19 protein-coding genes, 1 tRNA gene, 1 pseudogene and 1 riboswitch are annotated in these 19,567 nt (G+C 37.6%); of the genes and pseudogenes, 7 read left to right on the top strand and 14 right to left on the bottom strand.

What is annotated here, in order from left to right; translation table 11 throughout:
* The 5 genes and pseudogenes from CD33_RS20670 to CD33_RS05090 all read left to right on the top strand — a co-directional run.
* Nucleotides 1-539, top strand: a pseudogene (locus tag CD33_RS20670) (collagen-like protein); the annotation flags it as partial.
* Nucleotides 540-948: 409 nt separating this feature from the next.
* Entirely contained in the window at nucleotides 949-1,386 is a 438-nt protein-coding gene (locus tag CD33_RS05105) for an alpha-helical endospore appendage domain-containing protein (protein ID WP_036198767.1), read from the top strand.
* Between the two features lie 72 nt (nucleotides 1,387-1,458).
* A complete protein-coding gene (locus CD33_RS05100) occupies nucleotides 1,459-1,917 on the top strand; it encodes a hypothetical protein (protein WP_036198766.1) in 459 nt (152 codons plus the stop codon).
* 32 nt (nucleotides 1,918-1,949) lie between these two features.
* Nucleotides 1,950-2,978, top strand: a complete 1,029-nt coding sequence (locus CD33_RS05095) for a glycosyltransferase family 2 protein (RefSeq protein WP_036198765.1) — start codon at nucleotides 1,950-1,952, stop codon at nucleotides 2,976-2,978.
* A 25-nt stretch (nucleotides 2,979-3,003) separates the two neighbouring features.
* A complete protein-coding gene (locus CD33_RS05090; protein WP_036198764.1) occupies nucleotides 3,004-4,107 on the top strand; it encodes a polysaccharide pyruvyl transferase family protein in 1,104 nt (367 codons plus the stop codon).
* 151 nt (nucleotides 4,108-4,258) lie between these two features.
* Here the strand turns inward: CD33_RS05090 and CD33_RS05085 are convergent, their stop codons facing one another.
* The gene (locus tag CD33_RS05085) at nucleotides 4,259-5,341 is read right to left on the bottom strand and encodes a glycosyltransferase (RefSeq protein WP_036198763.1); all 1,083 of its coding nucleotides are present in this window, start codon (nucleotides 5,339-5,341) and stop codon (nucleotides 4,259-4,261) included.
* Between the two features lie 381 nt (nucleotides 5,342-5,722).
* Here CD33_RS05085 and CD33_RS19375 point away from each other — a divergent pair, with 381 nt between their 5' ends.
* Nucleotides 5,723-6,589, top strand: coding sequence for a copper amine oxidase N-terminal domain-containing protein (locus CD33_RS19375; protein WP_052130005.1), 867 nt, complete (start codon nucleotides 5,723-5,725; stop codon nucleotides 6,587-6,589).
* A 382-nt stretch (nucleotides 6,590-6,971) separates the two neighbouring features.
* On the opposite strand, the gene CD33_RS05075 is transcribed toward CD33_RS19375, so the two are convergent.
* The 11 genes from CD33_RS05075 to CD33_RS05025 all read right to left on the bottom strand — a co-directional run bounded on the left by CD33_RS05075 (nucleotide 6,972) and on the right by CD33_RS05025 (nucleotide 15,314).
* A tRNA-Arg gene (locus CD33_RS05075) sits at nucleotides 6,972-7,045 on the bottom strand.
* A gap of 118 nt (nucleotides 7,046-7,163) precedes the next feature.
* Entirely contained in the window at nucleotides 7,164-7,670 is a 507-nt protein-coding gene (locus tag CD33_RS05070) for a metallophosphoesterase (RefSeq protein ID WP_036198762.1), read from the bottom strand.
* Nucleotides 7,671-7,891: 221 nt separating this feature from the next.
* Nucleotides 7,892-8,485: an XTP/dITP diphosphatase gene (locus CD33_RS05065; RefSeq protein WP_036198761.1), complete on the bottom strand. Its 594-nt coding sequence runs from the start codon at nucleotides 8,483-8,485 to the stop codon at nucleotides 7,892-7,894.
* Nucleotides 8,485-9,243 carry a ribonuclease PH gene (gene rph / locus CD33_RS05060; protein WP_036198760.1) on the bottom strand — a complete coding sequence of 253 codons (759 nt, stop codon included), beginning with the start codon at nucleotides 9,241-9,243 and terminating at the stop codon, nucleotides 8,485-8,487. Before rph ends, CD33_RS05065 begins: the two co-directional genes overlap by 1 nt.
* A 239-nt stretch (nucleotides 9,244-9,482) precedes the next feature.
* The gene (gene racE, locus CD33_RS05055; protein ID WP_036198759.1) at nucleotides 9,483-10,277 is read right to left on the bottom strand and encodes a glutamate racemase; all 795 of its coding nucleotides are present in this window, start codon (nucleotides 10,275-10,277) and stop codon (nucleotides 9,483-9,485) included.
* A gap of 19 nt (nucleotides 10,278-10,296) precedes the next feature.
* The gene (locus CD33_RS05050; protein WP_036198758.1) at nucleotides 10,297-10,737 is read right to left on the bottom strand and encodes a MarR family winged helix-turn-helix transcriptional regulator; all 441 of its coding nucleotides are present in this window, start codon (nucleotides 10,735-10,737) and stop codon (nucleotides 10,297-10,299) included.
* Nucleotides 10,738-10,880: 143 nt separating this feature from the next.
* Entirely contained in the window at nucleotides 10,881-11,102 is a 222-nt protein-coding gene (locus tag CD33_RS05045) for a helix-turn-helix domain-containing protein (protein ID WP_036198757.1), read from the bottom strand.
* Between the two features lie 72 nt (nucleotides 11,103-11,174).
* Nucleotides 11,175-11,618, bottom strand: coding sequence for an acyl-CoA thioesterase (locus tag CD33_RS05040; protein WP_036198756.1), 444 nt, complete (start codon nucleotides 11,616-11,618; stop codon nucleotides 11,175-11,177).
* Nucleotides 11,619-12,094: 476 nt separating this feature from the next.
* Complete coding sequence (gene sdhB / locus CD33_RS05035) at nucleotides 12,095-12,874, bottom strand: succinate dehydrogenase iron-sulfur subunit (protein ID WP_036198755.1); 780 nt, start codon at nucleotides 12,872-12,874, stop codon at nucleotides 12,095-12,097.
* A 21-nt stretch (nucleotides 12,875-12,895) separates the two neighbouring features.
* On the bottom strand, nucleotides 12,896-14,641 hold the full coding sequence (gene sdhA, locus CD33_RS05030) for a succinate dehydrogenase flavoprotein subunit (RefSeq protein WP_036198754.1): 1,746 nt from the start codon (nucleotides 14,639-14,641) through the stop codon (nucleotides 12,896-12,898).
* A gap of 58 nt (nucleotides 14,642-14,699) precedes the next feature.
* A complete protein-coding gene (locus CD33_RS05025) occupies nucleotides 14,700-15,314 on the bottom strand; it encodes a succinate dehydrogenase cytochrome b558 subunit (RefSeq protein ID WP_036198753.1) in 615 nt (204 codons plus the stop codon).
* Nucleotides 15,315-15,583: 269 nt separating this feature from the next.
* Here CD33_RS05025 and CD33_RS05020 point away from each other — a divergent pair, with 269 nt between their 5' ends.
* Complete coding sequence (locus tag CD33_RS05020; RefSeq protein ID WP_036198752.1) at nucleotides 15,584-16,000, top strand: YslB family protein; 417 nt, start codon at nucleotides 15,584-15,586, stop codon at nucleotides 15,998-16,000.
* Between the two features lie 116 nt (nucleotides 16,001-16,116).
* Here the strand turns inward: CD33_RS05020 and CD33_RS05015 are convergent, their stop codons facing one another.
* Together CD33_RS05015 and uvrC are read right to left on the bottom strand one after the other, a co-directional pair.
* Nucleotides 16,117-17,340 carry an aspartate kinase gene (locus CD33_RS05015; RefSeq protein ID WP_036198751.1) on the bottom strand — a complete coding sequence of 408 codons (1,224 nt, stop codon included), beginning with the start codon at nucleotides 17,338-17,340 and terminating at the stop codon, nucleotides 16,117-16,119.
* A gap of 142 nt (nucleotides 17,341-17,482) precedes the next feature.
* Nucleotides 17,483-17,667: riboswitch (Lysine riboswitch) on the bottom strand.
* A 29-nt stretch (nucleotides 17,668-17,696) separates the two neighbouring features.
* The gene (gene uvrC / locus CD33_RS05010) at nucleotides 17,697-19,487 is read right to left on the bottom strand and encodes an excinuclease ABC subunit UvrC (protein WP_036198750.1); all 1,791 of its coding nucleotides are present in this window, start codon (nucleotides 19,485-19,487) and stop codon (nucleotides 17,697-17,699) included.
* Nucleotides 19,488-19,567 lie beyond the last annotated feature (80 nt).

Here is a 19,567-nt window from a genome sequence, read left to right as displayed (position 1 = left end):
CGACTGGACCTGCTGGGCCGACTGGACCTGCTGGGCCGACTGGACCTACAGTAACTGAAGAAGGATTCTCCGCACTTGCGGGAGCAGCTTCAGTTACTGGGACTTCTCAGATAACTGACTGGACTGTAACAGCGCCATACTTTACCAATGGGAATTTCGATCCGGCTACAGGAACGTATACAGCTCCTGTGACGGGAAGATATTCAATATCTGCTACAATCAGCTATCAAACAACAGCAGCTCTTACTGTCAGCTTGGGTACTGGTATTGATCCAGCATTTGTTGTACGTAATATTACTACTGGGACAGATTTGATTTCCGGATTACTTCCAGTCTTAAATGTAAACGTAGCCCTACTTCTGACTCTAAGAGCAGTTTTAGGTAACGGTACTGTAACGTTAAGTGGAGATGTAGAATTAACTGCAGGAGATGATATTGGTCTATTCTATGAGGCTGACGGCTTAACAATAGGATTAGATTTAGGTGGGCCTGGTGTACCAATTGTATGGTCAATTCACCAAATTACGGAAACTTTATAATTGAGAGAGAAGCACTACACAATTCAGATTGTTGACAAACGCTTTCATCCTGCGTTTGTTGTCTCATTCGTCCCCTCGTGAACGGTAATTCTACTCGAGTCTTCACTCGACTGTGCATGCAAAACGTTTTCAAGACAGTCTGGATAATGCTTCTTTTAAGGGCATAGCCTAAAAAAACGTGTAGACAAAGTCGTATATAGACTTCGTCTACACTCTGAGACTGTAAACAAACTCAATACAATTGAGTTTGTTTACAGTCATTTTTATTTTATTACCAAGCCAATTCACTACCATTATTTGATAATTTATAAAAACCAGGCACCAATCTATGTCCAACTCAATATATTATAAAGTACGTAAGCAACCTGATACTGTAAGTGTAAGATAAAACCCCTATGGAGGTAATTATATGTCTTTACCAACTATACCCAATATAACCCCAAAAGTTTCTTTAAATCGTTGTGAAACAATCAATATGCTGCTATCCTCTATTGCTTTGGAGGAAATCGGTCTGTCACACATTTTGAATGCTGAAGGTGAGAAGCTACAGTGTTTTTTAGAAACCAATCCATGTGAATTAAATGAATATTTAAAGATTAATGATAGTATTAACAAAACGCTCCGTACTGTTGTCAAATCACAAATATTATTACAATTCAAGCTAGAAGATGTTATATCTCTGAGTGAAGATTCCGGTTGTAACCATTGTCATCTTCATAAGAAGGAAAAATCATGTGATTGTGACCAGAATAAACATAAAAAAGAGGAACTATTTACTTTTTGCCAAACTTGCAAAAAAAAGAATCCGTGTAACTGTAGCCATAATACATGTAAAAAGGATAAATAATTCATGCTTTAATAAATCAACTGGGTGTATTGTCTGAACGGAACGATGTTCAATTGCAAAGGGGGTCGGAAAATGCAAAACTCACAATTATTGGAAAGTGATACAATGATAAAAAGTGAAACAAATTATTTAGAATTTATTAATAAATTTACAAATTTTATTTCACAGTATTTTTTAACTTGCAAATATTCAAAACTTTCATTTCAACAGGAACCTCATATTGAAGAAAAACTTAGTCATTCTCTGCTTTTAATTGAGAAATTACACATGTATTTGATTTATCGTAGTTTCGCATACAAAAAGTACATTTCGATTGATAACATACATCCCTTTCAATCATTTCAAGCTAATATCAATTATCAATTATTTAAAAGATTAAAAAGTTTAATAAATGAATATAAATTTCAAAATGAAGATACTCAAATAATGTGCCAATCTCTTATTTCCCAAATTATGACCTATTACCCCCAAAATTCTATTAAATCCATTAGTATGACACCCCTTTCCCCACCTTGGCAACCACATCAATGAACTACAACAAGGTTAAAGGAGGAGATTAAGTTATGCAGATGCCTTCTATCTCTCTATGTATGATTGTAAAGAATGAGGAAGAATTTATTGAACGTTGCTTAAAAAGTGTTCATGAATTAGTACATGAACTTATCATCGTAGATACAGGATCCAATGACCGTACGCTGGAAATTTGCAAAAAATATAATGCAGCAATTTATCCGTACCAGTGGGGTGATCACTTTGCCGATGCGAGGAATTTTGGTCTATCAAGAGCTAATGGAGATTGGATTTTGTGGCTAGATGCTGATGAAGAGTTGGAAACTAGCAAAAGTCAGCTAATGATGGACTTTATTACACAAACAGATGCTTCCATGCTTTTTATGCCAATTATCAATTATTATGGAGATACCCTTCCAGTCAAACAGGAACAAGCATACTATTACCATCAACCCCGTTTGTTTCGAAACAATTTAGGGGTTAAATTTTATAATAGAATTCATGAAACACCCAATTTTCCTGAACAAGAAGACTCAAGATATAAAAGTGAAACCCTAGAGGTTCCTATCCATCATTATGGTTATATAAAGGAAATCACAACGAAAAAGAAGAAATCTCAACGGAACTTACACCTTCTTCAGGAGGAATATCAAAACCCCGGTCATAGTCCATGGATTGAATACCATTTAGCTAGTGAATTTTATCGCAACCAAGATTATGGTATTGCTTTCACTTATATTAACGAATCGATTCTTGGTTTTCTTCTTCAAGGACTTAAACCACCTGCAATTCTATATCGTTTAAAATACGGAATTTTATATGAGACAAATAGTATTGATGGAGCATGTTCAAGCATTGAAAAAGCGCTACTACTATATCCCGATTACGTTGAACTTCATTTTATTAAAGGACTTATGCTTTTTTATAAAGAAGAGTACTCAGATGCTTTAGACTCTTTTGAAAAATGTCTTAAACTTGGAGAGAATCACTCAGAATACCTCATCATGAAAGGATCAGGAAGTTTTAATGCTCTTCATTACAAAGAATCATGCCTGAGTAAATTGAATTCTACAAAAATCTAATTTTTTTAACAAGGGAGAAGTCCAAGTGAAAAAAGTTTTGTATATCGGCTGGATTGGTTATAAAAATTTAGGTGATGAATTAATGTTTGATTTATTTAAAGAACAATTTTTAACACTCGGAGATGATTATCAACTCGATTCAGCCAACATTGAACATAAATATTTGAAAAATGTACGCCTACAGGGATATGATCTAATTGTATTAGGTGGTGGGTCACTTCTAAGTGGAAATAACAATCTTATTCATCCCTATATTATTAATTACTTATATGACTGTATCTTGTTAAGCAAAAAAGTAATGATTTGGGGTTCAGGGATTGATTGGGCACCAAAATCTTTTATCGAATTATTGGATAACAATGTTAAGATTCCTCTTTCTATTTCGGATGACTTAAAAACCAAAATGATTACTGTATTTAACAAGAGTGTTTGGTCTGGTGTCCGCGGTCCACTCACTCTTAAATTGTTGGAACAATATGGAGTGCAAAATACCCACCTAAGCGGTGATCCCGGATTCCTCCTAGATAGTCAACACCATTCAAATGAACGAAATGTACAAACGCATTTTGATTTACTCCAAGCAAACGATAAAATCATCGGTGTTAACTGGGGAACAAGTTTCAATCATATTTACGGTCAAGATGAATTGAGAGTTGAAGAACAGCTAGCTGATGCATTAAATCATTTGATTCTGAAGGGGTATCACGTATACTTGTATATTGTTTGGCAGGCGGATTTACCGGCAATCGAACAGCTTTATTCAAAACTAATTGACAAAAATAAAGTAACGTTTGATAAAAAGCTTTATAATCACAACGAATTAATGTCCCTAATGCAAATATTCACCTTTACAATAAACTTTAAATTACATGCAAATTATATTTCTTTAGCTGCAAATATTCCTTTTATTGCATTAGGATACCGATTTAAAGTTTTTGATTTTATTAAGTCAGTTAATCTTGAAGATTATATTATTTCAACTGACGAACAAAATATTAGTGAACAAATAGTAATTATGGAATCTGAAATAATTAAAAATAAAACGAGTATAAAAAAAAATAACAACTGTTACCTTGAACTTTACCGCGAAAAAGTCAAAAAACCTTTTGACAGTGGGCTGTATATCTAATGATTACAGCTCATTTTCATTACATAAAAAAGCTGTTCCATTCTGAGTAGTTCTAGTCCTGTGTTTGAATCCTAAATCCACAAAAGTGATTTTGCCAAAATAAAAGGGACTTGCTAGATAGCCCCTCTAATTAGAAATATATTTACTTACTTCAACGAAAATACTCCTGAAAGAATTTTTCATTTTGAAGGATAGCTGGATCATATGGTCGATACTCTTTCGCTATCTTATTGTATTTAATGGATAATTCTTTATCTCCATTTTGCCAATGGCAAACACATAACTGTAAATACGGATACCAAGTTGAATAGCTATCCTGTCTAAAACCTTGAATATTTTCGGTATTAACCTGAACAGCAAGCTGGTACCATAAAATCGCTTTATTATATAATTTTCTCTCTTTATATAAATCACCTATGCGGCATGAAACTTCTGGTCTAGGCACATCATATAAAATAGATTTTACTAATGCATCTATTTCCCTTTCAGTATCGCCCAAACTTCTATAGCAGGCAGCCATATTGATACACGCTCTAATTTTGTCTTCTTCCCATCCTTTATCTAGATCTAAAAACTTATTATAATATTGAATTGCCTTTTCAAATTGTCCATGATCTTTTAATTCATTACTATAGTAAAATATATCTCTTGGACTAAAAATTTCTCCATTACCTAACCGTTTCTCATAGATTTTTAAATTTCTGTCACTTTGTATCGTGTCATTTTTTTTATTTTTCTTTCTATGTGTTATTGCTATGTCGGATGATAATATATACCCACCAACATCAAGAAATTCATGGACTGCCCCTTTCCAGATGAACTTCCTTTCCCTTTTTACAAGTCGGTTTCTCCTAAAGCTAAAGGTAGGATTATCGTATTCATCGAACGCAATATGGTATAGCATTGATACTGCATCCACCTTAAACGTAATTTCTTCTTTTAATTTCATGAACTTTTTTCGATCTTCTTCTAATAAAACATCATCTGCGTCCATCCAAAAAATATAATCCATTGTAGCTTTATTAAACGAAAAATTTCTAGCTGCTGAAAAATCATCATTCCATTCATAATCAAATACTTTTTCAGTAAATTCTTTTGCTATATCTTTCGTTCTATCTGAAGAACCAGTATCGACAATTACAATTTCATCAACAATATCCTTTACACTGCTTAAACTATGACGTAACACTTCTTCTTCATTTTTAACAATCATACATAAACTGATTTTAAACATGTGCTAATTTCACCACCAAATTATAAATTCATATTAGTATATGTATATACCTATTTTAGTGAACTAAAAAAAGTTAAAAGGGTTAATTTATTGGCTTACCAGGTTCAGTGGTTCATTGTAGTAGATTGTTCTATTTAAAGAAGATATTATTATCAATATGAATAATGTTAGTTTACTCACTAATTCCAAACTTACAGGACTTAACAAAAGGAATTTTGTTGTGTGTAGCTTTTTGTTACTTTATGCATGTAAAAGAACATTAGAGAATAAATACATTTAAATAACTAATGGAACAGACAACTATTTTCGGTTGTCTGTTTTTTTATTATAGATTTATCCCAATAATACCAATAAAATGGAATAAAAAGGAGGTTGATAGGTTTGAAAAAAATTAAAGTTATTTTAAGTGTAGTATTATTTGCTTTTGCTTTTTCGTATTTAACAGCAAATAACGCTAACGCAGCTGGTAATATTTCTATCGACATTAACGGAGAAAAACAATCTTTTAGTAATAAAGCAATTGTTGAAAATGGCAATACATTAGTTCCGCTTAGAGGAATATTTGAAGAATTAGGGGCTACAGTATACTGGAATCCTGAAACACAAACAATTAACGCTAAAAAAGGTAATACAGATGTTTGGCTCAAGATTGGTTCAAAACAAACTAAAGTGAACGGTGTTGTTAATTATATCTCAGTACCCGCTAAAGTAAAAAATGGTTCCACATTAGTTCCTTTACGTTTCATTAGTGAATCTTTAGGTGCAACAGTTGATTGGAATCAAAAAGCTAAATCAATAAAAATCACTCAAGGCGGTTCTAACTCAAATAGTGGAAGTGGAAGTACTGTCGGTTATATTAGTTCAATTAAATCTTTAAATCCAACGGAAGTAGAGAAAAAAATCAAAACTAACGCTACGAATAAGTGGCCAAGTGATTACACGATGCAAGCTTATGTAATCGAAAACCATACGGAAGCTTACGAGGAATTAGTTAATCTAAGTATTACTTCTGATGATCAATATAACATTCTTGAGCAAGCTTTTAAAAAATGGAACTACGAGTTTGAAATGGTTCAATACACTTACGAAAACCAGTTAGAAGCTTATAAATGGATGAAAAGTCTAAATCCGAACACGGATACAAAGAAGAAAATCCTTCAAGATGCTATTTCTAAATGGGGAACAGATTATGAAATGGTCCGTTATACTTATGAAACACAACTAAAAGCATATGACAGCTTGAACTAAGTCACTCATCGGAGTGGCTTTTATTTTTGTCCAGATTCATTTGGTATTCCTAACAATCTTTCTTTTTACTTCACCCTCAGTACTCAAGGTGTAAATATTCAATCTGTTTCAAGACGTCTGGGACATGCAGACATCCAAACAACATTAGACCACTATGCACACGTATTAAAAGAAATGGAAGAACGTGATGAAAGTATATCTACCAAAGTTTTTGCCGATATGCGTATAGGGTAAAATTGTGTTGTGCAATGTCTTGTGTAGCACATCATTTAGCTCCATTTATTATGATTTCGAAAAAAATGAAGAAGTCTTAAAACCTTTATATAACAAGGTTTCAGACTTCTTCTAGGTCGGTTAAATCAAAGCAAATTTAACCTATTGACGTCCCAGGAGGGATTCGAACCCCCGACCGTACGCTTAGAAGGCGTATGCTCTATCCGGCTGAGCTACTGAGACATTTTGCAATCAAGTTAATTACCTGAAAGACAATTATTATTATAGGCTTAAAAAAAGAAAATGTCAACGATATTTATAAAAATAAATTTGTATATCTTATAAATTTTTCCGTCATACATTACTCGGTTAATTCATAAGTATTTGCAAAGATTTCCACACCCTTATCAGTATATGCTGTGACTTTCCAATTATGATTCGCATATTCCACGATGACATAACTTTTTTCGGCAATGCCACGCGGTTTTTGCAAACTTCCTGGGTTCACGAATAATATGTTGTCCACTAACTCTGCGCCCAATAGATGGGAATGTCCAAAAAACACTATATTTGCTTCGACTTCTTTTGAACGGTAAAGTAGATTCATGATTGTGGATTTTACATTTAATAAATGTCCATGGACAGCGAATACTTTGAAGCCTTCTACTTCGAACAACTCCTCATTCGGGAATCGGTCATCTTGATCGCAATTGCCTCGCACTTTTCTAACCCCTTCCAAATAGGGATGGTCATATGCAAGTTCACTGTCCCCGCAATGGATTATGACATCTGCATCATGATTCGATTCACGCACCTGTTTAATCACCTCGGCATTCCCGTGGGTGTCACTCATTACCAATAGTTTCATCCTCCACACCTCCAATAAAAAAAGTCCAGTATCTGTAAGAAAATTGGATATTAATATAGACTACCATCCTTTTCTGTCATACTGGACTGGATCAATATATAAATGTTTATGCCCGCTGTCAAATTTAAGTAAAGAGCGCTATGAAAAGTAGCTTATTAAGACCAACTTGACCGTTGTATTCCGATTACACTCTATGAAAAGCCGGGAAGCTATTAAGAGCCCTATTTCATCAATTTCGGCAACACTTCAGCCAATTTACGTATTGCATTGCCTCGGTGGGAAATGGTACCTTTTTCATCCGGCGTTAATTCGGCCATTGCACGATCTAATTGAGGCACAAAGAAGATTGGGTCGTATCCAAATCCGTTTGTCCCACGTTTCTCATGCAAAATTTCCCCTTCACATGTACCGAATACTGTATGGGTTTCCATCTCCGGACCCGCGATGGCTAATGCACAGCAAAAGCGTGCCGTACGCTCGGATTCAGGAACACCATTTAATTTTTCCAATACTTTTATGATGTTTGCTTCATCGTCGTGGTCGCCTGCATAACGGGCCGAATATACGCCTGGTTCGCCGCCAAGAGCGTCCACCGCTAGGCCACTATCATCCGCAATGACTACTTGTCCCAGTTCACGGGAAAGCGTTTCTGCCTTCAAGATGGCGTTTTCCTCAAAAGTCTTTCCTGTCTCTTCGATTTCCATATCTGGCGCCACTTCAAACATTGTCACGACTTCATAGCCTAATGGTGAAAAAAGCGCTTCGAAATCTTTTGCTTTCCCCTTATTTTTTGTTGCAATGACGACTTGTTTCATTATGCTTCCTCCTTCTCATTTCTGACCAGTGTTGCCGCTTCACCAAGCACAGATGTTTGGATAGCAATTAATTCACGGATCCCCTTTTCCCCCAAATCCAATAACTCATTTAGTTCGCTTCGGGAGAATGTTGCTTCTTCGCCTGTTCCCTGAATTTCTACAAAACGGCCGCTGCCTGTCATGACCAGATTCATGTCCACCGCTGCTGAGGAATCTTCAATATAATCCAGGTCCAGGACGGCGCCAATCTCATCCACAAAACCAACACTTGTTGCTGCCAAGTAGTCGATGATCGGGAACTTGGCAAATGGTTTGGCTTCGTGAATTTTCGCAAGTGCTTGTGTCAAGGCCACGAATGCTCCTGTAATCGAAGCTGTTCGTGTACCACCATCTGCTTGGATTACATCACAATCGATCCAGATTGTTTTTTCCCCAAGTGCCTCTAAATCGACGACAGCTCGCAAAGCCCGTCCGATTAAGCGCTGGATTTCCATCGTACGTCCATTTATTTTCCCTCGTGAAGAGTCACGTTGTGTGCGTTCTGCTGTTGCTCTCGGAAGCATAGAATATTCAGCAGTAATCCATCCTTTCCCTTGTCCACGCAGGAAGCCGGGAACGCGATCATCTACTGTAGCCGTACAAATGACCTTTGTGTTGCCCACCTGGATTAATACGGAGCCTTCAGGATGCATTAAATAATTTGGTTCAATTGAAATAGGCCGTAATTGTTCTACAGCTCGTCCATCATGTCTTGTCATTTATATCCTCCTCGTTGTTTCGCGCTACCCATCTTACCACAATTTATGACTCATTTCGAGTGTGTGCCAGGCACACAAACAACTCGAAAACAATTCAGAATATTATGAATGGTATATCGTATATTTTGTTGTTAGAAGAAGCAAGCATTAAAAAGCTCAAGAGCAGGGATGGCCTACTTTTGAGCTTTTTATAGTTTGCTTAACAATTAACAATAAGAGATATTACAGAAAAATAAACACTACAAATTGATACGCCGTATATCCAACTCTTTCGATTGCAACCAATTGTTTGCAATCATTCGAAAGATCGGTACCGAACCCGTTGTAAAGAATACATGGCGGGGATTGTTTTTAGAAGTGGAAAGCTCATGATTATATTCGAGTATATCCTTCACTTCTTTGGCTGTTTCCTCTGCAGAGGATAGAACCGTTACATGCGACCCAACAACCTTTTCGATATGATGTTGGATAATTGGATAATGCGTACAACCTAAAATCACTGTGTCAAACTTTTTGTCGGCTAGCGGCTTTAACCCTTTTGCAACTAAGTCGAATGCAAACTGTCCCTCATATTCCCCACTTTCTACAAGCGGGACAAATGTCGGACACGCAAGAGGAATTATTTTCGCCTTCGTACTTAAAGAAAGTAGAGCACTTTCATATGCTCCACTTTTTATTGTACCTTCTGTTGCAAGTACGACAATTTCATTACTTCTTGTTTTCTTCTCTGCAGCACGCGCCCCTGCATTGATCACCCCGACGACAGGAATCGACAGATGCTTCTGCAGACTATCTAGCGCAACCGCAGTTGCTGTATTACATGCCACGACGAGCATTTTAATATTCATCTTTTCCAATGCTTTGGCCATTTGCCATGTAAAGTGTAAAACTTCGCGTCTGTTGCGCGGTCCATATGGACATCTTGCTGTATCACCAATATAGTAAATCGTTTCTTCCGGTAATAATTTCATCATTTGTTTTGCAACCGTTAAGCCGCCAACACCTGAATCAATAACGCCTATAGGGGCATTCACAAAAACCGCCTCAATCCTATTACATTTGTTGATGGAGTTTATTCAGCAATCTTGACAAGCTTTCTACTTCGGCTTCATCAAAATCTACTAAAACATCTTGTAAGTAATTCTGTCTTTTTTCGATTACTTCCTCGATAATTCTTTCGCCTTCTTCAAGTAAATGAATGTGTACAACCCGGCGGTCTTGCTCATCACGAATACGCACTACCAATTCATTTTTTTCCATACGATCAACTAAATCCGTTGTCGTACTGAAAGCTAAATACATTTTATTCGATAATTCACCAATTGTCATATCGCCCGATTCATGTAACCATTGAAGCGCTACAAATTGTGGAGGTGTTATCGTATAGTTGCTTAATATCTCTCTACCTTTTTGTTTAATTAAATGTGAGATATAACGTAGTTCTTTTTCTAAATATGCTACTGTTTCGTGGCTGTGCTTTTCGTCCTTCCTCATTCTAGTGCAGTCACTCCTCAAGAATCAATTCAGTCTTTAGCGACTTTGAAATCCGCGTATACCACCCGGAACAAAATATCTGTGCTAGACACTAATATATAACTCTATTTTGAAGTGTTTTTGGCGAAATAGCAAGCATCCAATCAGTGCAATGATAATTCTTCTAGCCTCAGCAATTCAATTAAAGCTTGTGATCTACTGGATACGCCCAGTTTCTGAATCGTGTTTGAAATATGATTACGCACCGTTTTTTCGCTAATGCCCAACTTCTGCGAAATATCCTTAGTTGAATAATCTAAGATAAGTAACTGGAAAATTTCCCGTTCTCGTTTCGTCAAAAGTGAACGATGCTGCGGGCTATTCATAAGGCAACACCCTCCTATCTCCTCTTCTATGTAAAGTATGTTAAGAGTTGAAAGGCTGTGAGGGCATTTTCACTATTTCTCCTGTAATATTAATTTTTCTTTTTCATCCCAGGGAATGGCTTTACCAGTAGCTTTATCGATTTGAACAATCGTCCCTCTACCGGTAAACACAGGTTCATTTTTATCGTTTCTGGCTAGATAATGAATGTCGATTGAAGAATTTCCAATTCGTGCCGCCTTTACATAGATTCGGAGAGTCTCATCAAAGTAAACTTGTTTTAAAAAATCACATTGCAAATCGGCCACAACAGAAATTGTGTTCTTTGCTTCCGCAGAAAAATTTGTAAAACCGATATGTTTCATAAATTCGATACGTGCATATTCAAAGTAAACAAATGGTACAGTGTTGTTCAAATGGCCATACATATCCGTCTCTGAAAATCGGACGGTCACCTCGACATAGAACTTGAAATCTTCCTCCCATTTTATTGGATCTTCAATATAATTTGCCTTCATGTTCAATAACCCCTTCCCTTTTCTTCTCCCTATCCCATAATCATTTTCCGTTGCAGTTTATACATTTGCCTTTTCTTAAAGTTGCTACTGCAACAGGCTCTTGCTCCCCTTTTAATGACGCTATCATAAGGGGTAGCTCGAAAATGAATAATGGTTCATTAATTATACCAAACTTACCAGCGGAGGATAAAGGGATTGCATTACTTGGTTTGTACAGGTAGGAAGAATTCCCTCTCATAAAACAGATCGACACTGGATTGACCAGCACTGGCGTGTAAGGCTACCTCTATCCCTTTTACTTGAAGAATAGAAATTATTGTGGAAGAGCATTTGCGTCGAAAAAACATGAAGAACTTTATATCGCCCTATTTTATGCACATGACATAAAAAGGGTATCTAAAAGTCAAATAAATGACTTAGATACCCTTTTCTATAGGAAGAAACAAATCGCTTCTTATTATTAAGTTAATAATATATTAGTCAACCATGTTGTCTGAACCGAAGAAGTTACGGAACATTTGAACAGTTGTTGAACGGTTAAGAGCTGCGATTGAAGTTGTTAGTGGAATACCTTTTGGACATGCAGCTACACAGTTTTGTGAGTTACCGCAGTTCGCAAGACCACCATCTCCCATAATCTCTGCAAGACGCTCATCTTTATTCATTGCACCAGTTGGGTGTGTGTTGAATAAACGTACTTGTGATAATGGAGCTGGTCCGATAAATGAAGCACCTTCAGATACGTTTGGACATGCTTCCATACATACACCACAAGTCATACATTTAGATAATTCGTAAGCCCATTGACGTTTACGCTCAGGCATGCGTGGACCTTCACCTAGGTCGTAACTTCCATCGATTGGAACCCATGCTTTTACTTTTTTAAGTGCGTTAAACATACGGCTACGATCAACTTGTAAATCACGTACTACAGGGAAAGTTTTCATTGGCTCTAAACGTATGGGTTGTTCTAATTGGTCAATCAGTGTAGAACATGATTGACGCGGACGACCATTAATAACCATCGAACATGCGCCACATACTTCTTCAAGACAGTTCATATCCCAAGTTACTGGAGACGTTTTTTGGCCATCTGAAGTAACTGGGTTTTGTTGAATCCCCATTAAAGCCGAGATCACGTTCATACCAGGGCGATAAGGCACTTCGAATTTTTCCCAGCGAGTTGCGCCACCTTCAGTATCTTGACGAAGGATTTCCAATTTAACAGTTCTTCCAGTTTCTACTGGTGTTGTCATGATTAATGACCTCCCTTAAGTTTATGAAGAATAGTCACGTTTACGTGGCGGGATTAGGGAAACGTCTACTTCTGCATAAGAAATTTCAGGTTCACCAGTTTGTGGATTGAACTTCGCCATTGTAGTTTTTAAGAAGTTCTCATCGTCACGTTCTGGGAAATCTGGTTTGTAGTGCGCTCCACGAGACTCGTTACGTAAAAGTGCGCCTTTAGTAATTACACGAGCAAGGTATAACATATTTTTCAATTGACGAGTGAAGTGAGCACCTTGGTTACTCCATTTTTGCGTGTCATTGATATTGATGTTTTCCCAACGTTGCAGTAATTCCGTAAGTTTATTGTAAGTAGCTTCAAGTCGATCATTGTAACGTACAACCGTTACATTGTCAGTCATTAATTCACCAAGTTCTTTGTGAATTAAGTATGCGTTTTCAGTTCCATCCAACTTAAGGATTGCATCCCATTTTTCTTGTTCTTCTTTTACGCGAGCGTCGAAGATAGATTGTGGAAGGTCTTCAGCATGTTTCTTTAAACTCTTAACATATTTAACAGCGTTTGGTCCAGCTACGCTACCACCATAAATCGCTGAAAGTAGTGAATTTGCTCCTAGACGGTTTGCACCATGTTGTGAGTAATCACATTCACCTGCTGCAAATAGACCAGGAATTTCTGTCATTTGATCGTAATCTACCCATAAACCACCCATTGAGTAATGAACAGCCGGGAAGATTTTCATCGGTAATTTACGTGGGTCATCACCTACGAATTTTTCGTAGATCTCGATGATGCCGCCAAGTTTAACATCTAATTCATGTGGATCTTTGTGAGAAAGATCTAGGTATACTACGTTTTCTCCGTTTACACCTAATTTTTGGTTCACACATACGTCGAAGATTTCGCGAGTTGCGATATCACGAGGCACCAAGTTCCCATAAGCTGGGTACTTTTCTTCTAGGAAGTACCAAGGCTTACCGTCTTTGTAAGTCCAAATACGTCCACCTTCACCACGTGCAGATTCTGACATTAGACGGTTTTTGTCGTCCCCAGGAATCGCAGTTGGGTGAATTTGAATCATTTCACCGTTTGCATACGTTGCACCTTGTTGGTAAACAATAGATGCTGCAGAACCAGTGTTAATGATTGAGTTTGTAGATTTACCAAAGATAATACCAGGACCACCTGTTGCCATAATAACAGCATCAGCGCGGAATGATTTAATTTCTTCAGTTTTCATATCTTGTGCAACGATACCACGGCAATGGCCTTCGTCATCAAGAACAGCACCTAGGAATTCCCAGTGTTCGTATTTTGTAACCAAACCATCCACTTCATAACGGCGGACTTGCTCGTCCAACGCATAAAGTAATTGTTGTCCAGTTGTTGCACCAGAGAAAGCAGTACGGTGCATTAATGTACCACCGAAACGGCGGAAATCAATTAGACCTTCTGGTGTACGGTTAAACATAACCCCCATGCGGTCAAATAAGTGAATGATACCAGGAGCGGCATCACACATTGCTTTTACAGGTGGTTGGTTTGCAAGGAAATCCCCACCATATACAGTATCATCAAAGTGAATCCAAGGAGAATCCCCTTCACCTTTTGTATTTACAGCACCATTAATTCCGCCTTGCGCACATACGGAGTGTGAACGTTTTACGGGAACTAATGAGAATAATTCAACTTCAGTGCCTTCTTCGGCAGCTTTCATCGTAGCCATTAAACCGGCTAAACCGCCACCTACGACGATAATTTTGCTTTTCGCCATGATTACTTTTCACTCCTCTTTATTTGCTCTGTAATCTATTCGGATTCTACTAATGTATTTATACGAATGCTAGAATTGCAGCAACACCAACGATACTTAATAGAACGAAGAAGATCATTGTTACGTAAGTTGCAACTTTTTGAGCGCTTGAAGATTGTGTAATTCCCCAGCTCACCAGGAATGACCATAGACCGTTTGCTAAATGGAATGTAGCAGATATAATACCTACAATATAAAATGCTAACATAAATGGATTGCTAACGATTTCTTCCATCATATTAAAGTCAACGTCTGCACCAAGCGCTTTTTGAATACGTGTTTGGAAAATATGCCATGCAATGAAGATTACAAGGAATACTCCTGTAAAACGTTGCAATACGAACATCCAGTTACGGAATGTCCCAAAGCGATTCAAGTTTGGTGTAGCAGTGAATGCAATATACAGCCCGTATAATCCATGGAATAAAATTGGTATGTAAATTACAATCCACTCAACAATTAACAATAGGTAATGAGGAACATATTCCATAATACCGATTGAATTGTTGTAATTGTCTTCTCCACCTGTAGCAGTGAAGTTCAGTGATAAGTGGAACACTAAAAACAGACCTACAGGAATTACACCTAGTAGTGAATGTAAGCGTCTCCAGTAAAACTCATGATTTTTTGACAAGACTATTACCCCCCTCAGTACTTTTAAATAACCTGACAATATCGTCACCATTTTGTAAACGATCCATCATTGACTGTGTATTTCATAATGGTACAATATTATGACATGTTCATTGTACTCTCATGTAGTACAAGCGTCAAGGTGACTACAGATTTTTTATACATCCTTTTAAAGGATATTTATTCTATTTCAAGATAAAAATTTCTAGTTATAGAAAAATTTTTGTTAATTTACACTAAAACAAGAAAAATAAGAAAGAGGTATTTTTAATGACATCAAATGAGAACAAAACTGTTCCAGTATTTGGTTATGATATTTTGCGTGACTACTTGCTTCCGACGATTCTTGGAAAACATGAAAAAGATGTGCTCTACTGGGCTGGCAAAGATTTGGCTAGACAATTCCCATGCATGGATATTCAACTGATCATCTCCTTCTTCGAGGATGCGGGCTGGGGCAATTTAACTTTAACAGAGGAAGAAAAGGACGGCTATGTTTTTCAATTAACTAATGATGTCGAATTATTAAAAATTACAGAACGCTCTTTTAGAATCGAAGCGGGATTCATCGCCCAGCAAATCCAAGCCATCAATGGCTGCCTTACCGAATGCTACGACGAAAAATTTGAAAAACAACAACGTATCACATTCACGGTAAAATGGGATCGAAAAGAGAAAATGGAATAAACACTATCGATTGGATAGAAGCACTCTGAGAGCTTTGCGAAAGTCAACATATTCCATAAAATAGAAAAGCCAATTCTTGCAAGGATGTTCACTCCAAGAATTGGCTTTCATTATTGTTATTCCGTCATTTCAGCAAGATTGAATTCATTATGGAGCACGTTCGCTGCCAGAACCATTTCTTCTTGTGGAACAACAACCGATACTTTGATCTCGGAAGTGCTGACCATTTTAACCAAGATCTTCTCTTTCCGTAAACGATCAAACATTCTGGCGGCAACACCGGGATTAGACACCATACCTGCCCCAACGATGGAAACTTTCGCCAAGCCAACCTCAAAATCCGCGAAACTAAACATTAGTGCAGCTTTATTTCTCTCCAATACTTTAATGGCTTCTGCAAAATCTTCTTTAGCAATCGAGAAAGAAATAGTTGGTTTTACTCCATCAATCACTGCCTGCACAATTATATCAACATCGATTTTATGTTCCGCAAGTGTAGTAAAGATATCAGCAAGGGACGATTGTTCATAAGAATCATAACCAACCGTTAAACGAATAATGTCTGCTTCATATGCTACACCACGAACAATTAAATTTTTCTCCATGTCTACCTCTCCCTTGATCAGAGTACCTTCGAGCTTTTCTGTACCGGAACGTACAAGTAATGGCAGTTCCACAATTTTGGCCAGCTCCACCGCGCGCGGATGAATATAGGCTGAGCCGAGATTTGCCAGTTCAAGCATTTCGTCGAAAGTAATTTGCTTCAACTTTCTTGCTTGTTTAACTATAGCGGGATCTGCTGTATAAATTCCGTCATGAAATGTCAAGATTTCGATATGTTCCGCATTGATTGCCGCCCCAATTGCAACGGCTGTCGTCTCGGGGCCACCTTCACCCATCGATAAGATGTTACGTTTCCCATCGATCCCTTGTGAACCCGCAACAATTACGACTTCATCATTGTTCAGATGTTCGATGATATATTCATGTTTAATGTCCTGAATCAAAACATTCCCCTTTGATTCAACAACTTCAATTCCTGCCTGCCAGCCGTTTAAAGAAACGGCTTTCACCCCTTTTTTTACAATTGAAGTCGCCAGCAGGCTGCTCGCAACTTGGGTATTAAGTGTACTTAATGCATGATGCTCCCTCTTCGAAGGATTTCCATTTAAGACCTGGGCAAATTGAAGCAACTTTTCCTCCAGATTTTCAATAGGAGGAACAACCGCAACTATTTTGTTCCCTGCGTTTTTTTGCTCTATTAATCTAACTGCAATTTGTTCGATTTTTTCTGGCGTTGTCAGTGTTGCACTATCTATCTTTACGACGATTGTAGACATCGGTTTCTCCCCTTTTCAAAGCATTTTTTCTATTCTGAAAACTCGTTTTGCTATGAGGGCCTACATAATCCTGGTTCATAAAAAAGACAGCTTTTCACAAAGGCATGAAAAGCTGTCTTGAGAACATCCTAATGGATCGGAACGTTTAGATAGCCCTCCAGAATCCTAATCTGATTCTGACAATCTTGCATTTCTTCAATGCAAAACCAGCAAATAAACCGAGACAATGGATTTATCACTTCGGCAAGTTACCCTTTCCCTCCCCTTCAACGGTATTGTCCATCCTCCAGAAAGTCTACTATTGCAACTTGCGCCTCTATCTTGTTCTAGCAATTTAAATTAACATTATCATACAATTACTCCATTGACAATGTGTCTTTGTGGAAATGATTGTATATCGCTTTAGCAGTTGCACTCGGAATTTGGGCTTCCATCAGCTCTTCAACGGAGGATTGTTTAATTTTCTTGATGGAACCGAAATGCTTTAATAGCTGCTGCTTTCGTTTTGGTCCAACCCCTTCGATTTCGTCCAGTACCGATTGAATCGCATGTGTTTGATGTTGCTGACGTAAAAATGTAATGGCGAAACGGTGGACTTCATCCTGAATTCTTTGCAACAGATAAAATCCATCGCTTGTTCTTTTCATTTCCACCGGTACTGGAGGTTCACCATATAACAGTTGGGAAGTATTATGCTTCTCATCTTTGGCGAGCCCGGCAATTGGTATGAATAATCCAAGTTCATCCTCAATAACTTCCCTTGCCACTTCCATCTGACCTTTCCCACCGTCGATAATGATTAAATCAGGCAGAGGCAGATCGTCTTTTAACACTCTCGTATATCTACGTCGAATTACTTCCTGCATCGCTCCGTAATCATCATGCTTTGCCGTTTCCCGCAATTTATATTTCCGGTATTCTTTCTTGGCCGGTTTACCATCAATGAAAACAACCATCGCAGAAACCGCATCTGTTCCATGCATGTGACTGTTATCGAATGCTTCTATTCGAAGAGGGGCGGCTATATCCATTGCATCCCCCAGCTCCTCGCATGCACCAACAGTTCTTTCTTCTTGTCGTTCAATTAGCTGGAATTTCTCTCGTATGCCAATCTGCGCATTTTTCATCGCTAAATCGACAAGCTCCTTTTTCGACCCACGCTTCGGGATAATCACATTTACATCAAGATACTTTTCCAGCAGCGTTTTATCAATTTGCGACGGGATGAAGATTTCTTTTGGTTTTATATGTTCCGGGATATCGTAGAACCGGCCGACAAAAGTGAGGAATTCCTCTTCCGAATCTCGGTAGATCGGAAAAATCGATACATCACGTTCAATCAATTTCCCTTGCCGTACAAAGAATACTTGAACACACATCCAACCTTTTTCAACGGCATATCCAAAAACGTCCCGGTTGGATAAGTCTCCTGTAACCATTTTCTGCTTTTGCATAACCGTTTCAATATGGGTGATCTGGTCGCGGAATTCTTTCGCACGTTCGAATTCCAGATTTTCTGCTGCCTCCAGCATTTTCTTTTCAATATCCAATTTTACATCCTCAAAACCGCCATTGAGAAACTTTGTAATTTCCTCGATCATTTCACTGTATACTTTGGGCTCAATTTCTTTGACGCATGGAGCCAAGCACTGTCCGAGATGATAATAGAGACATACCCGATCGGGAAGGCGCAAACATTTTCTTAATGGATATAAACGGTCGAGGAGTTTCCTTGTTTCATTTGCTGCAAACGCATTCGGATAAGGACCGAAATATTTCGCCTTATCTTTTTTCACCTTTCGGGTTGTTAAAATACGTGGGTACTTTTCATTGGTAATTTTGATATAAGGATACGTCTTGTCATCCTTCAACATGATATTATATTTTGGATCATGCAACTTGATAAGGTTTAATTCCAATATTAACGCTTCCAAGTCACTTGAAGTAACGATATATTCAAAGTCTACAATTTCACTAACGAGTCGTTGTGTTTTCCCATCATGCGAACTATTAAAGTAGGAACGTACGCGGTTTTTTAGCACTTTCGCTTTACCCACGTAGATGATGGTCCCTTGCCGATCTTTCATTAAATAGCAACCAGGATCATCTGGAAGAACGGCCAATTTATTTTGAATCGTTTCATTCATCTATCTCACCCTTACGAGCTTTTTTTATTATTATAATGGATTTAAAAAGGTTTAAGCGATTGAAAACTAGTATTTCAGCT

Source organism: Ureibacillus sinduriensis BLB-1 = JCM 15800, from assembly GCF_000772955.1.
In the GTDB taxonomy this organism is placed as follows: Bacteria; Bacillota; Bacilli; order Bacillales_A; family Planococcaceae; genus Ureibacillus; species Ureibacillus sinduriensis.
Note: the sequence above shows the minus strand (reverse complement) of the source record. Positions and strands in the feature narration are given on the sequence as shown.

Coding starts and splice junctions, on each gene's coding strand:
- CD33_RS05105 (WP_036198767.1), top strand. CDS start 949: ATGTCTTTACCAACTATACCCAATATAACCCCAAAAGTTTCTTTAAAT.
- CD33_RS05100 (WP_036198766.1), top strand. CDS start 1,459: ATGCAAAACTCACAATTATTGGAAAGTGATACAATGATAAAAAGTGAA.
- CD33_RS05095 (WP_036198765.1), top strand. CDS start 1,950: ATGCAGATGCCTTCTATCTCTCTATGTATGATTGTAAAGAATGAGGAA.
- CD33_RS05085 (WP_036198763.1), bottom strand. CDS start 5,341: ATGTTTAAAATCAGTTTATGTATGATTGTTAAAAATGAAGAAGAAGTG.
- CD33_RS05070 (WP_036198762.1), bottom strand. CDS start 7,670: ATGAAACTATTGGTAATGAGTGACACCCACGGGAATGCCGAGGTGATT.
- CD33_RS05065 (WP_036198761.1), bottom strand. CDS start 8,485: ATGAAACAAGTCGTCATTGCAACAAAAAATAAGGGGAAAGCAAAAGAT.
- rph (WP_036198760.1), bottom strand. CDS start 9,243: ATGACAAGACATGATGGACGAGCTGTAGAACAATTACGGCCTATTTCA.
- CD33_RS05050 (WP_036198758.1), bottom strand. CDS start 10,737: ATGAGGAAGGACGAAAAGCACAGCCACGAAACAGTAGCATATTTAGAA.
- CD33_RS05045 (WP_036198757.1), bottom strand. CDS start 11,102: ATGAATAGCCCGCAGCATCGTTCACTTTTGACGAAACGAGAACGGGAA.
- CD33_RS05040 (WP_036198756.1), bottom strand. CDS start 11,618: ATGAAGGCAAATTATATTGAAGATCCAATAAAATGGGAGGAAGATTTC.
- sdhB (WP_036198755.1), bottom strand. CDS start 12,874: ATGACAACACCAGTAGAAACTGGAAGAACTGTTAAATTGGAAATCCTT.
- sdhA (WP_036198754.1), bottom strand. CDS start 14,641: ATGGCGAAAAGCAAAATTATCGTCGTAGGTGGCGGTTTAGCCGGTTTA.
- CD33_RS05020 (WP_036198752.1), top strand. CDS start 15,584: ATGACATCAAATGAGAACAAAACTGTTCCAGTATTTGGTTATGATATT.
- CD33_RS05015 (WP_036198751.1), bottom strand. CDS start 17,340: ATGTCTACAATCGTCGTAAAGATAGATAGTGCAACACTGACAACGCCA.
- uvrC (WP_036198750.1), bottom strand. CDS start 19,487: ATGAATGAAACGATTCAAAATAAATTGGCCGTTCTTCCAGATGATCCT.